The 13483-nt window shown below is 60.2% G+C and carries 10 protein-coding genes; 5 read left to right on the forward strand and 5 right to left on the reverse strand.

All coding sequences use genetic code 11. The features are described from left to right. On the reverse strand, positions 1-1324 hold a 1324-nt coding region (locus BN1129_RS07810), incomplete at its 3' end, for a 2,4-dienoyl-CoA reductase FMN-binding domain-containing protein (protein ID WP_042035694.1). A 330-nt stretch (positions 1325-1654) separates the two neighbouring features. Here BN1129_RS07810 and sppA point away from each other — a divergent pair. Continuing rightward, positions 1655-3499 (forward strand): signal peptide peptidase SppA, encoded by a 1845-nt coding sequence (sppA, locus tag BN1129_RS07815; protein ID WP_042035696.1) that lies wholly within the window; start codon positions 1655-1657, stop codon positions 3497-3499. Positions 3500-3759: 260 nt separating this feature from the next. Here sppA and BN1129_RS07820 read toward each other — a convergent pair whose 3' ends face one another. Together BN1129_RS07820 and BN1129_RS07825 are read right to left on the reverse strand one after the other, a co-directional pair. Then, positions 3760-4317 (reverse strand): NUDIX domain-containing protein, encoded by a 558-nt coding sequence (locus tag BN1129_RS07820; protein WP_042035698.1) that lies wholly within the window; start codon positions 4315-4317, stop codon positions 3760-3762. Positions 4318-4323: 6 nt separating this feature from the next. Next, positions 4324-5124 carry a DUF2989 domain-containing protein gene (locus BN1129_RS07825; RefSeq protein ID WP_042035700.1) on the reverse strand — a complete coding sequence of 267 codons (801 nt, stop codon included), beginning with the start codon at positions 5122-5124 and terminating at the stop codon, positions 4324-4326. A 197-nt stretch (positions 5125-5321) separates the two neighbouring features. Here BN1129_RS07825 and BN1129_RS07830 point away from each other — a divergent pair, with 197 nt between their 5' ends. Beyond that, on the forward strand, positions 5322-6752 hold the full coding sequence (locus BN1129_RS07830; RefSeq protein WP_042035701.1) for a glyceraldehyde-3-phosphate dehydrogenase: 1431 nt from the start codon (positions 5322-5324) through the stop codon (positions 6750-6752). Between the two features lie 39 nt (positions 6753-6791). After that, entirely contained in the window at positions 6792-7085 is a 294-nt protein-coding gene (locus tag BN1129_RS07835) for a YeaC family protein (protein ID WP_042035703.1), read from the forward strand. Between the two features lie 245 nt (positions 7086-7330). Here the strand turns inward: BN1129_RS07835 and ansA are convergent, their stop codons facing one another. After that, entirely contained in the window at positions 7331-8338 is a 1008-nt protein-coding gene (gene ansA, locus BN1129_RS07840) for an asparaginase (RefSeq protein ID WP_042035704.1), read from the reverse strand. A 475-nt stretch (positions 8339-8813) separates the two neighbouring features. On the opposite strand from ansA, the gene gltS reads away from it, so the two are divergent. After that, positions 8814-10013 (forward strand): sodium/glutamate symporter, encoded by a 1200-nt coding sequence (gene gltS, locus BN1129_RS07845; protein WP_042035705.1) that lies wholly within the window; start codon positions 8814-8816, stop codon positions 10011-10013. Between the two features lie 239 nt (positions 10014-10252). Here the strand turns inward: gltS and BN1129_RS07850 are convergent, their stop codons facing one another. Next, the gene (locus BN1129_RS07850) at positions 10253-12124 is read right to left on the reverse strand and encodes a methyl-accepting chemotaxis protein (RefSeq protein ID WP_042035789.1); all 1872 of its coding nucleotides are present in this window, start codon (positions 12122-12124) and stop codon (positions 10253-10255) included. A 257-nt stretch (positions 12125-12381) separates the two neighbouring features. Here BN1129_RS07850 and prfB point away from each other — a divergent pair. Continuing rightward, a protein-coding gene (gene prfB, locus BN1129_RS07855) for a peptide chain release factor 2 (protein ID WP_108536280.1) occupies positions 12382-13480 on the forward strand; the annotation gives its coding sequence in 2 pieces (ribosomal slippage) (positions 12382-12456 and positions 12458-13480; 1098 coding nt in all). The last annotated feature ends 3 nt before the right edge of the window (positions 13481-13483 follow it).

The following is a 13483-nucleotide window of genomic DNA, read 5'->3' on the forward strand; positions in this document are numbered from 1 at the left end:
CGCCACACTTCTCCAGTCGCTTGGCGAAATAGCGCAGGGTCTCGTGAAACTCCTCCTTGCCCGGGATCTGCTTGGCGAAGTTGAACTGGCCGCCGATTATCGGAGCCTGATCAAACAGGCTCACCTGATGGCCGCGCTCGGCAGCGTAGCAGGCAAACGCCAGCCCGGCCGGGCCCGCCCCCACCACCGCCAGTTTCTTGGGCTGGGGCACGCGGCCAAACGTCAGCTCGGTCTCGAAACAGGCGCGGGGATTGACCAGGCAGGAGGCCCGCTGCTGCTTGAACACATGGTCAAGGCAAGCCTGATTGCAGGCGATGCAGGTGTTGATCTCGTCCGCCCGGTTTTCGGCCGCCTTGATGACAAATTCAGGATCCGCCAGGAAGGGGCGCGCCATGGAGACCATGTCCGCCTCACCACCCGCCAGAATGCGCTCGGCCACCTCGGGGGTGTTGATCCGGTTGGTGGTGATAAGTGGCACTGTGAGGTGCTTTTTCAGCTCGGCAGTCACCCAGCTGAAGGCACCACGCGGCACGCTGGTGGCGATGGTGGGAATACGCGCCTCGTGCCAGCCGATGCCGGTGTTGATCAGGGTTACGCCGACCTGCTCCAGCGCCTTGCCAAGGGCGATCACCTCTTCCAGGGTCGAGCCCTGCTCCACCAGATCCAGCATGGAGAGGCGGAAGATAATGATGAAGTCGGTGCCGACCCGCTCGCGGATGGCGCGGACAATCTCCACCGGGAAGCGCATCCGGTTCTCATTGCTGCCACCCCAGCCATCGGTGCGCTTGTTGGTGCGCTCGCAGATGAACTGGTTGATGAGATAGCCTTCCGAGCCCATCACCTCGACGCCGTCGTAACCGGCCGCCTTGGCCAGCGCAGCGGTAGCGGCGAAGTCGCGAATGGTGCCGCGGATCTGCCGCTCACTCATGGCGCGCGGCTTGAACGGGGAGATCGGAGCCTTGAGGGCGCTCGGCGCCAGACTGAACGGATGGTAGGCATAACGACCGGCATGGAGGATCTGCAGCGCTATCTTGCCCCCCTCCTGATGCACGGCCTGGGTCACCCTCTTGTGTTTGGCGACCTGCCAGGGGAAGCTCAGTTGCGAACCGTGGGGCACCAGCCGCCCACGCAGGTTGGGGGCGATGCCGCCGGTGACGATGAGACCGACGCCGCCGCGGGCGCGCTCGGCATAGAAGGCGGCCAGCTTGTCAAAGCCGCCCTTCTCCTCTTCGAGGCCGGTGTGCATGGAGCCCATTAATACCCGGTTGCGCAACTGGGTAAAACCGAGATCGAGGGGGGTCAGCAAAGTCGGATAACGGCTCATCATGAACTCCTTTTCGAGGCCGGTGCGCAGGAATCCATACGCAATACCCGGTTCTTGAGCTGGGTGAAGCCAAGGTCGAGAGGAGTCAGAAGCGTAGGGTAGCGGCTCACAAGGCCTCCGGTTAACTTTTTGTTATCAAATTGAAGCTAGAGTAAAGAATCGAAAATGCTTTTTCAAACAAATGTTTGGACATTTTTTCGGCGAACAGACGTGTTCTGAAGCAAGAAAGGACGATGGCGCTGCCGATCGCCCCAAGCGGAAATGGCAATTGGTGGGCCAACTGGTTAATAATGATCCTTCTCTACCCATTAACAGGGCGATAACGCGACTATGTCTATTTTCAAAGGTCTGGGTTGGTTGTTCCGCAGCCTGTGGCGCCTGCTCAATTTCACTCGGCTGATGCTGGTCAATCTGCTGTTTCTCATCGTAGTGCTGGTCATCGTCTACAGCGTGGGCCAGAAAAAAGCCCCTCAGGCTCCCATCGAAGGGGCGCTGACCCTCAATCTCAATGGGATACTGGTGGAGCAACGCTCGCAGACTGATCCCACAATGCAGTTGCTGCGCCAGCTGAACAGCAGCGAAGAGCAGCCGGGCGAAATCGTCCTCTCCGATCTGCTGTGGGCCATCAAAAGTGCCAAGGATGACGATCGCATCAAGGCGCTGGTGATCAAACCGCAAGGGCTACAGGGTGCCAGCATCTCCAAACTGCAGGAGGTGACGAGTGCCATCGATGAGTTCAAGGAGAGTGGCAAGCCGGTCATCGCCATGGCCGACTACTACAACCAGGGCCAGTACCTGCTGGCCGCCCACGCCGATCACGTGCTGCTCAACCAGAGCGGCGCCGTGGTGATCGAGGGGCTCGGCGTCCACCAGACCTACTTCAAGTCGGCGCTGGAAAAGTTCAACATCACGCCGCATGTGTTCAAGGTCGGCACCTACAAATCCTTCGTTGAACCCTATATCCGCGACGACATGTCCCCCGAGAGCAAGGAGGCCAACCAGCGCTGGCTGGATCAGCTGTGGCAATCCTATGTGACGGACGTAGCCGGGCAGCGGGAGATAGAACCCGAGGCAGTCGCGCCGGCCAAGGATCGCTTCCTCGAGCTACTGCGCAAGGCTGGTGGCAATGCTGCCAACTACGCCCTCGACAACGGGCTGGTGGATCAGCTGGCAACCCGCGACGAGATGACCCAGGCGGTCATTAAAGAAGTCGGGGAAACCGACGATCACGGTTGGAAAGGGGTCGGCCTGAAAGAGTACCTGGCCGCTGCGCCCGAGCAGTATCCACAAAGCGGCAAGGATGAGGTGGGTCTGGTGGTCGCCAGCGGTGCCATCATGGATGGCGTGCAGCCTGCCGGTACCATCGGCGGCGACACCCTCTCCGAACTGCTGGCCGATGCCCGTCGCGACGACAAGATCAAAGCTGTGGTGCTGCGGGTAGACAGCCCGGGCGGTAGCGCCTTTGCCGCCGAGCAGATCCGTGCCGAACTGCTGGCCCTGAAACAGGCTGGCAAACCTGTGGTGGTCTCCATGGGCAGCTATGCGGCTTCCGGTGGCTACTGGATCTCTGCCGATGCAGACAAGATCTTCGCCTCCCCCACCACCCTCACCGGCTCCATCGGGGTGTTCGGCATGTTCGCCACCTTCGACAAGGCGCTGGCCCAGTTCGGTGTGCATACCGACGGCGTCGGTACCACCGATTTCGTCGGGGTCGGCCCGACCCGCGCCCTGCCGGATCACGTGGGTCAGGCAATCCAGCTGAGCGTGGAGGATACTTACCAGCGTTTCGTCGGTCTGGTGAGCAAGGGCCGCGGCCTGAGCCAGCAAGACGCAGAGAAAGCGGCCGAAGGTCGGGTCTGGACTGGCGAAGATGCCAAGGCCCTTGGTCTGGTGGACGAGTTCGGTAATCTGGATGACGCCATCAAGGCAGCGGCCGAACTGGCCAACCTCAAGGAGTGGCAGGTCACCCCCATCGAGCAGGAAGAGTCAGCCAAAGACAAGTTCCTGCGCCAGCTGTTCGACAGCAGCGCCCAGGCGCTGGCCCCACACCTGCAAAACTGGTTGCCCGCAGGCGTTGGCAAGACACTGCAGGAGGTGAACCGCAGCCTGGATCCGCTGACCCGCTTCAACGACCCGCAGGGCACCTACGCCTTCTGCCCGGTCTGCGTGCAGTAATCGTCGACTCGCAAAAAAACCGCCCTAGGGCGGTAAGAATGCGAGTCTCAGCCCGCGAGGTAGAAGGGCCAAAGAGCGAGGGAGGCATCATGCCTCCCTCTTTTTATTGGATGCCAGTCAGGGCAAAGCGGTTAGCCACATTGATGCTTTGACCATGGCACCGTTTCTGTTATTCAAACTTTCGAATATTCAGTCACAAAAAATACTTAACTGACTGGCATGACCCTGGGCGGTTTTTTTATCTGCCTCAAGGGCCTGAGTCATGCCAGCAGGCCGGATTCGTGCCAGTGGTGTAACTCGGCCAGCACCCGGGTCTCCCGCGCCGTCCACTGGGGGCAAGGGCCCGCCAGCTGGGTCTTGTTGGTCTGCAGGGCATCATCCAGCTCAAACCAGCCGGGAGTGAAGCCGAGCCGCACCTCGTAGGGCTGTGGCTGGGGCTCGTTCCAGTCCTCCCCCACTTGACAGAGGTAGTAAAAGGAGCGGATGCAGTAGGCATCATAGTCGGCCTCGCGGGCGGCGCGATACTCCCGCGTTTGCCCGAGCAGGGCACCGATCGCCACCAGCTCGGCGCCACACTCCTCCCGCAGCTCGCGCGCCAGGGCGGCACTGTGGCACTCCCCCTGCTCGATGCCGCCACCGGGAAACATGAGATCGCCGTTGACCCGGGAGTGAACCAGCAGCAGCCGGTCACCGCGCAGGACGATGGCCCTGACGGTGACGCGCTCCAGCTGGCGACCACCGGTGGTCACCTGGCCGTGCAGGAACTGGATGTCGAAGGGGTGAGGCCAGTCACTGGCCAGTTGTTCAATGTGATTCATCAGGATTCAAGGACGGTAAGTCCCGCTTTTTAGCTGCTCGACTATGGTGGCGGCCTGGCTGTCCCAGGCCTCCTGATCGGCTTTGCTCAGGGAGTGATAGAGGCCGAAGCGCTTGGCCGAGACCTCGGGCGTATTCTGGAACGACTCGCTCACCTTGCCCCACAGATAGGCCAGACCGTACTCCTTCTGGCCCATATAGAGGGTGCTGAGAGAGGTGAGGATCCTGCCGTTGACCGCATCCCCTTCCCGATAGAGGGAGAGTGCATGATGCATGAACGCGATGGCCTTCTGCGGCTCGCTCTTGGCATGGATACCTCCCAGCGCCAGCTGCAACTCGGGCTCTTCCAGCACGGGCTGCCCCTCCAGCGCCAAGAACTGCTGGCGTGCCAGCTCGTTGGTGTTGTTGGTCCAGTGCCAAAGCAACAGGTAGGGATCCTGCGAATTGCGGGTAGCGGCATCGAGCTGGGCAAGCTGATCGCCCGCCGCCAGCATTCCCTCCACCCGAGGGCTCTTCTGCTCCCGGGCTGTCTTGTATTCGATATTGGTAGAGCGCTCGGCGCACTTGAGGTAACGCTCCAGGCTGCGCATCAAATCATATTTGCGCCTGTCCGTCCCCTCTTCCTGCAGATGGTAGCGAGCCCGAATGATATCGGTCCGCTCATAGCGACACCAACCGTCGTCCACCAAGTCCTGACAAAGAGTCGGATGATTGGCACAAATGTTGTGGATCCTGTCGTCGTTGCAGGCGGTGAGGGTCAGACCGCAACTGAGGCCGAAGAGCAGGGAACGCGCTGAAAAATGGGTCATGGCTCACATCTTGTTGGTAACAATTGCAGCCTGTCACGGCCACCCTTGGCTAGCAAACAGATTACATATCCATTACAATGTGCGCGCCGTATAAGGCCGCGACTGCAGAATAATATAACGAAATCTACATCCCTACACTGATCTGCATTCGACGAATTTCTATTTGCCCCAACAACGTGAAATAAAGGATCTGGTTAATGACCCACGAGCACTACTTGCAAGCGTGGCAGGAGAGCCAGGAGCTCGCCGAAGCCATGCAACCCTTGATAGGTCGCCTCTACCGACAGCAAGGGATCGAGATCACCGTCTACGGACGTCCCCTGCAAAATGCCTCCACTATCGACATTCTCAAAGCCCACAGAGTCGTTCGCCGTCATCAGGGCGCCCCGCTACCGATCCAACAGAGCTTCCCCCTGCTGCAGGCCATCCTGGCCCTGAACCCGACCGCTGCCGAGATCGATCTGGGCAAGCTGGCGGTCGACTACTGGCAGGATCACCAGGACGAGGCAGGCATAGACGACTACCTGCGCGCCAAGCTGGCACCGGCCCTGGGGCGCGACGTGCCACCTGCCACCGACGTAGTGCTGTACGGCTTTGGCCGCATCGGCCGCCTGCTGGCCCGACTGCTGATCGAGCGCACCGGCGCCGCCAACTCGTTGCGTCTGCGGGCCATAGTGGTGCGCGGTGGTCGCGAGGGGGATCTGGAGAAACGCGCCAGCCTGCTGCGCCGCGACTCGGTGCACGGCCCCTTCAACGGCTCCATCGAGGTGGATGTGGAGCGCAGCGCCATCATCGCCAACGGCACCTTCATCCAGGTTATCTATGCAAACAGCCCGGCCGACATCGACTACACAGCTTACGGCATTCACGATGCGCTGATCGTCGACAACACCGGCGTCTGGCGTGACGAAGCGGGTCTTTCCGAGCATCTCAAGTCACGCGGTGCCGCCCGTGTGCTGCTGACCGCACCCGGCAAGGGCGAGATGAAGAACGTGGTGTTCGGGGTTAATCACGAGGTGATCGGACCGGATGACAAGATCATCTCGGCCGCTTCCTGCACCACCAATGCCATCACCCCTGTGCTCAAGGTGATGCAGGACAAATATGGTATCCGCCACGGCCACGTGGAGACGGTGCACTCCTACACCAACGATCAGAACCTGATCGACAACTATCACAAGGGGGAACGACGCGGTCGCAGCGCCGCCCTCAATATGGTGATGACCAGCACGGGCGCGGCCAAGGCGGTGGCCAAGGCACTGCCTGAGCTCAAGGGCAAGCTGACCGGTAATGCCATCCGGGTACCGACTCCCAACGTGTCGCTGGCCATCATCAATCTGTCGCTGGAGCAGGCCACAGATAGGGAAAGCCTCAACGCCTATCTGCAGCAGATGGCGCAAAGCTCCGCCCTGCATCGCCAGATCGACTTCAGCGCCAGCACAGAGCTGGTCTCCTCCGACATGGTGGGATCGCGCTTCGCGGGCATCGTCGACTCCCAGGCGACCATAGCCGAAGGGGATCACTGCGTGCTCTACGTATGGTATGACAACGAGTTCGGTTACAGTTGTCAGGTAGTGCGGGTGATGGAGCAGATGGCTGGCGCGGTTCGCCAGGATCTGCCCGTCTGATCCCGCGGTTCATGGCGCAATAGTTCAAGGAGAGGCCGGATGTCGTTTCAACTGGGTGAGTTTCAACAGGCCATCAGACAGATGCCCAAAGAAGTGTATGAGCGGCTCAAGACCGCGGTTGAGCTGGGCAAATGGCCCGATGGCAAGCCCCTCACCGACGACCAGAAGGCCACCTCACTGCAGGCGGTGATGGCCTGGCAGGCGATGCACATCGACAATCCCGAGCACATGAACATAGGTCGTGACGGCGAGATAGTGATGAAGAGCAAGAGCGAGCTCAAGCGTCAGTATCGGGACGAGGAAGAGATAGTCAGGATCGACCTCAACCACTGAGCCTGACCCGGCAGGCCGCTCGCGGCGGCCACAACAGAGAGGGGAGCCACTATGGCTCCCCTCTCTTTTTCCACTCTCTGCAGGGTGCGGATACCCCCTCATCCCCAACCTTTCTCCCACCAGAGGAGAAGGGGACGGATCGGCAGTCTGCGGATCGTTCGTGGATCACCTGTCGATGTTCCCCATGGCGAACCTCCAATAGCACCTCGATCTATCCCCTCTCCCTCCGAGCTAGGGCCCAACACTCAGGGTGTCAGCTCCCCACGCAGGGATTGCTGCATCAGCTCGCGGATTCGCGGCGCTGGCAAGCCCTGGCTCAACAGGAAGTGCAGCTTGGTCAGCGCCGCCTCGGCTGTCATGTCAAAGCCCGAGATGACCCCGGCGCGGGACAGGGCATTACCGGTAGCATAACCCCCCATATTGACCTTGCCGTGCAGGCACTGGCTCAGGTTGACTATGATGACGCCGCGGGCCGAGGCCTCGGAGAGCAGCGCCAGCATGGCCGGGTTCTGCGGCGCATTGCCCACCCCGAACGACAGCAGGATCAGCGCCTTCACCGGTTGCTGCAATATGTTGGCGATCACCTCGCTGGAGATGCCCGGATAGAGGGTCACCACGCCGATAGGCTGGGGGGTGATGTCGTGCAGCACCAGCGGCCGCTCGGACGGGGCACCCAGCTCGCCCGCTTCCAGCGAGATGGCGATGCCGGCGTTGAGCAGCGGCGGGTAGTTCGGTGAATCGAAGGCGTGGAAGCCGTCGGCGTGCACCTTCTTGCTGCGGTTGCCGCGATAGAGCTGGTTGTTGAAAAAGAGCGTCACCTCGTGGATCGGGTAGTTGGCCGCGATGTAGAGGGCATTGAGCAGGTTCTGCTGACCATCGGAGCGCAGCTCGGCAAGCGGGATCTGGGAGCCAGTGATGATCACCGGCTTGTGCAGATCTTCGAGCATGAAGGAGAGTGCCGAGGCGGTGAACGACATGGTGTCGGTGCCGTGCAGGATCACGAAGCCATCGTATTTCTCGTAGTTGTCTCGAATGTCCTCGGCGATACGCTGCCAGTCCGCCGGGGTCATGTCGGAGGAGTCGATGAGGGGATCGTATTCGTGAATATGGTAATCCGGCATCTCGGGACGATGAAACTCGGGCATCCGCGCCAGACAGTCTTCCATAAAGCCCGCCATCGGCACATAGCCGTGGTCGGAGCGCTGCATCCCTATGGTGCCGCCTGTATAGGCAATGTAGATAGACTTCTTCACACCCTCTCCTCTTTGATGGGTACAACACCCGCGTTAATGGGCTCAATACCCGCAAACCATGAATCCCCATGGGAAACGAACCAAGGTCTTCACATCCCGTCCGTTGCCACCTGATGGGCTGAAAACTGGCGAATTATAGAGACTGGCGCCCCAAATGACAGCCGTTGAATCGCAGTTACCAGGCATAAACAGACAACCAACCCAATAGTGTTAAATATCATAACAAATTACAAAACAGACCATTAAACTGACAAATGTGGATATATTTGGTGTTTTTTGCTACTATCTGCCGGATTTTTCATAAATCTCATCTGGATGCCTGATTCATTCGGGCCCACATAGATCCCATTTTTGCGTGGGACGGGGGGAATATCACCCCTTCTTTGTTGGCACATGAGCCACACTGTTTTTATCCCGGCTGAATCTGTGAGTCTTCATCAACGAAAGACACAGCCAATCAACATGGGAGTACTGAATGCTACAACTTGATTCCTACGCCACCCTGGTCGCCGCCACCCTGGTGTTGCTGCTCGGTCGTTTGCTGGTGACCCGAGTCGGGCTACTGCGAACCTTCAACATCCCCAAACCGGTTGCCGGCGGCCTGGTGGTCGCCCTGGTGCTACTGCTGCTGCGCTCGACCCTGCAGCTGGAGTTGCAATTCGACACCAGTTTGCAGACCCCGCTGATGCTGGCCTTCTTCGCCTCCATCGGACTCTCCGCCGATCTCGCCAACCTCAAACGCGGCGGCAAGGCGGTGATCACCTTCCTGATGGCAGTGACCGGCCTGCTGCTGATGCAAAACAGCCTGGGGGTGGGTCTGGCGACCCTGCTCGGTCTGGATCCCCACATGGGGCTGCTGGCCGGCTCCATCACCCTCTCAGGCGGCCACGGCACAGGCGCGGCCTGGAGCGCCACCTTCGCCGAGAAGTACGGGGTGCAATCCGCCGCCGAACTCGCTATCGCCTGTGCGACATTCGGCCTGGTGTTGGGCGGCCTGATCGGGGGCCCGGTTGCCCGCTATCTGGTCAAGAAGGTGCAGGTGCCCGGTGCAGAACACAACAGGGATGAGGCGCCCAAGGGCTTCGAAATGCCCGACATGGAGCGCCCGCTCACCACATTCAGCCTGATCGAGACGCTGGCGCTGATCGCCATCAGCCTGAAAGGGGGCGAGTTGTTATCCGCCGCCCTCAAGGGCGGCGCCCTCGAGCTGCCGAGCTTTGTCTGCGTGCTGTTTGTCGGTGTGCTACTACGCAACCTGTTGACCCTGCTCAACTGGCATGAGGTGAGTGATCGCGAGGTGTCCCTGCTCGGCAACGTCAGCCTGTCGCTGTTCCTGGCCATGGCGCTGATGAGCCTGAAGTTGTGGGAGCTCTCCAGCCTGGCCCTGCCCATCTTCATCCTGCTGGCCACCCAGACGGTGGCGATGGCGCTCTACGCCATCTTCGTCACCTTCCGGGTCATGGGCAGCAACTATGACGCGGCCGTGCTGGCGGCGGGCCATTGCGGCTTCGGCCTGGGGGCCACCCCGACGGCCATTGCCAACATGCAGGCCGTCACCCAGCGCTTCGGCCCGTCCCATCTGGCGTTCTTGGTGGTGCCCATGGTGGGGGCCTTCTTCATCGACATCATCAACGCCATGGTGATCAAGCTGTTTATGGCGCTCCCCTTCCTGTAAACCGCTCAGCCAGACGTGATATGAACAAGAGCCCACCTCATGGTGGGCTCTTTGCTAACGGCCATCCTGGCGGTGCGGCGCCATCGTCCATTGGCAACCCCCACGGTGACAACGGCAATCATGGGCACCAGCCAGCGTCCCCTGTCATGAAGCAGCAAGACCGCAGATAACAAAAAGCCCCGCACCAAGGTGCGGGGCTTTGTTCAGGATGGGACGCAGGCGTCCCGTCGCATCATCCCTTACAGGATAAAGGTCGAGACCTGCTGGTTCAGATCGGTGGCACGACCCTTGAGGCTATGGGCCTGATCCAGATCGCGCATGGCAGCGGCGGTGATCTCGTCACTCACATCCTTGATGGCGGTGGTGTTCTGAGTGATCTCGCCAGTCACCTGGGTCTGCTCCTCCGCGGCGGTGGCGATCTGACCCGCCATGTCGGAGATGAGCGACACGGCATGGGTGATCTCTTCCAGCGCGGCAGCGGCGGCATCGGCATCTTTCACGCTGTTGTCGGCCAACCCCTGGCTGGTCTGCATCAGGCTCACCGCGCGTGCCGTGGTCTGCTGCAGCGTCTCTATGGTGGACTGGATCTCCTGGGTGGAGTCCTGGGTACGACGAGACAGCACCCGCACCTCGTCCGCTACCACAGCGAAACCACGACCCTGTTCACCGGCTCGCGCCGCTTCGATGGCCGCGTTCAGTGCCAGCAGGTTGGTCTGCTCGGCGATGCCCTGGATGGTGGAGAGGATGCCGGAGATGGCTTGGGCGTGACGGCTCAGCTCGCCGATCACCTCGGTCGCCTGCCCCACCTCTTCGGCCAGGCCGTTGATGGACTGGCGAGTCTGGTTCACCAGCAGCTTGCCCTGCTCACTGCTCTGGGCGGATTGCTGGGCAGCAGCAGCCGTGTTTTCGGCGTTGCCGGCGATCTCCATGGTGGCGCTCGCCATCTCGGTGACAGCGGTGGCGACCATGGTCACTTCCTGCTGCTGACGCTGCAACTCGTCCACGGAGGCCTGGTTGGTCACCAGACTGCGCTCGGCATCGGCATTCAGCTCGTTGGCCAGCTTGCGGATGTTGCCGATCAGCTGGTGCTGGCTGCCGACGAAACGGTTGAAGCTGTTGGCCAGCTGGCCCACTTCGTCGTTGGCGTCGATCTTGATGCGCTGGGTCAAATCGCCGTTACCGTCGGCGATGCGGGCCAGGGCCTGGGAGACCTTGCTGAGCGGGCCGAGCAGCAGGCTGACCAGCCAGGAGATGGCAATGATGCTGCCCACCAGCACCAACAGGGCCAGGCCAAGCTGGGTTATCAGCAGGGAGGATAGCGGGGCTTCCAGCGTTTCCTTGTCCAGTACCAGAACCAGCGCCCAGTCAGTATCCGGGATATCCACGGACCACAACAGCTTGTCGCGGCCTTCGTTGTCAAAGTAAGCAGGGAGCAGGCTGTTGCTGGCCTTGCTCTGCTCGATCAGGGCGTTGGTCAGATCGTTGTCGATCTCGGTGGCCGGCTTCATCGCCTTGGCCGCGTCCTTGTAGGCGATGACGGTGCCGTCCTTGTGCATCATAATGGCGATGCCGTCGGCGGGCAGCTTCATCTTGGTGATGTCTTCCACCAGGGAAGCGATGGAGAGATCACCACCGACCACGCCGCCTTGCGCCGGCTGGGCCAAGGTTACCACCATGATGTTGTAGGCCACATCCAGATAAGGTTTGGTCACGATAAGACCCCCCTTGCTCATGGCTTCCTGATACCAGCCACGAGAGCGCGGGTCATAGCCGTCACGATTGATGGAAGGGTCTGAGTCATGCATCTTGCCGTTGCTCTCACCAAAATAGGTGAGCTGAAAGCGACCCGAGACTTGCGCCTGTTGCAGGGCATTGAGGGGCTCGGCACCGGCCTTGTTGCCAAGCGCCTGGATCACGTCGCGACGTGCAGAGAGCCAACCACTGACGCTGGCGGCCTGCTGGCGGCCCAGTCGTTGTACCTGTTCCTGACTGCCTTGCAGCAACAGGGACTTCTGGCTGGTATAGCTCTGCCAGGAGAGCAGCAGGATCACCAATGACAGGGCGATCACCACTGACAACAGTATCTTCTGCTTGAGTGATAGGTTTTTCATCATGATTTCTTCTTATGAGGTCAGGAACAGGATTTCCCAAAAGTGCACAGCACAGCACTGCGTCGTTGTTAGCGACCCGTCAGGCCGAAACTGAACCTGAAAATGAGTCTGCGGGCGATATTTTCCACCGAGTTAGGGAAAACTGCACCAGAAATTGACTACAGGACGCCCACAAGGACAGGCGACCCTGTTTATTCCTTCCACAATTGGCTAGAATATCCCGTTTTTAAATCACATCGACCCCGAGAGTTTTCACGATGTTTGAAGTCAATCCTGTATTAAACAAGCTTAAGGAGCTGTCTGAGAGGACCGAGCTTCTTAGGGGGTACCTTTGACTATGACGCGAAGAAAGAGCGTCTAGAAGAGGTCAACGCCGAGCTGGAACAGCCGGACGTATGGAATGAGCCGGAGCGCGCACAGGCGCTGGGCAAGGAGCGCGTCACGCTGGAAAACGTGGTGGGCACCATCGATGCCCTGACCCAGGGCGCCGAAGACGTCGAGATGCTGGTGAGCCTGGCGGTGGAAGGGGAAGACGAAGAGACCTTCAACGAAGCCGTGGCCGAAGCCGATGTGCTGGAAAGCAAGCTGGTGGATCTGGAATTCCGCCGCATGTTCTCCGGTCAGCACGACGCCTCCGACTGCTACATCGACATCCAGTCCGGCTCCGGTGGTACCGAAGCTCAGGATTGGGCCAACATGGTGCTGCGCATGTACCTGCGCTGGGGCGATGCCCACGGTTACAAGCCGGAGCTGATCGAGCTCTCTGACGGCGACGTGGCCGGCATCAAGTCCGCCACCATCAAGTTCACCGGCGAATACGCCTTCGGCTGGCTGCGCACCGAGACCGGCGTCCACCGTCTGGTTCGCAAATCCCCGTTCGATTCCGGTGGCCGCCGCCACACCTCGTTCTGCTCCATTTTCGTCTATCCCGAGATCGATGACGACATCGACATCGAGATCAACCCGGCAGACCTGCGTATCGACGTCTACCGTGCCTCCGGCGCCGGTGGTCAGCACGTCAACCGGACCGAATCCGCGGTGCGTATTACCCACGTTCCGACCGGCGTCGTGGTACAGTGCCAAAATGATCGTTCCCAGCACAAAAACAAAGATCAGTGTATGAAGCAGCTGAAAGCCAAGCTCTACGAGCTGGAAATTCAGAAGCAAAACGCTGAAAAACAAGCCCTCGAAGAGACCAAGTCCGATATCGGCTGGGGCAGCCAGATCCGTTCCTATGTACTGGATGATGCACGCATCAAGGATCTACGTACCGGCGTCGAAACCCGCAATACCCAAGCGGTCCTCGACGGCGACCTGGACAAGTTTATCGAAGCCAGCCTGAAGTCAGGCCTGTAAAAA

Origin of the sequence: Aeromonas popoffii (genome assembly GCF_000820025.1) — a bacterium.
Lineage (GTDB): Bacteria > Pseudomonadota > Gammaproteobacteria > Enterobacterales > Aeromonadaceae > Aeromonas > Aeromonas popoffii.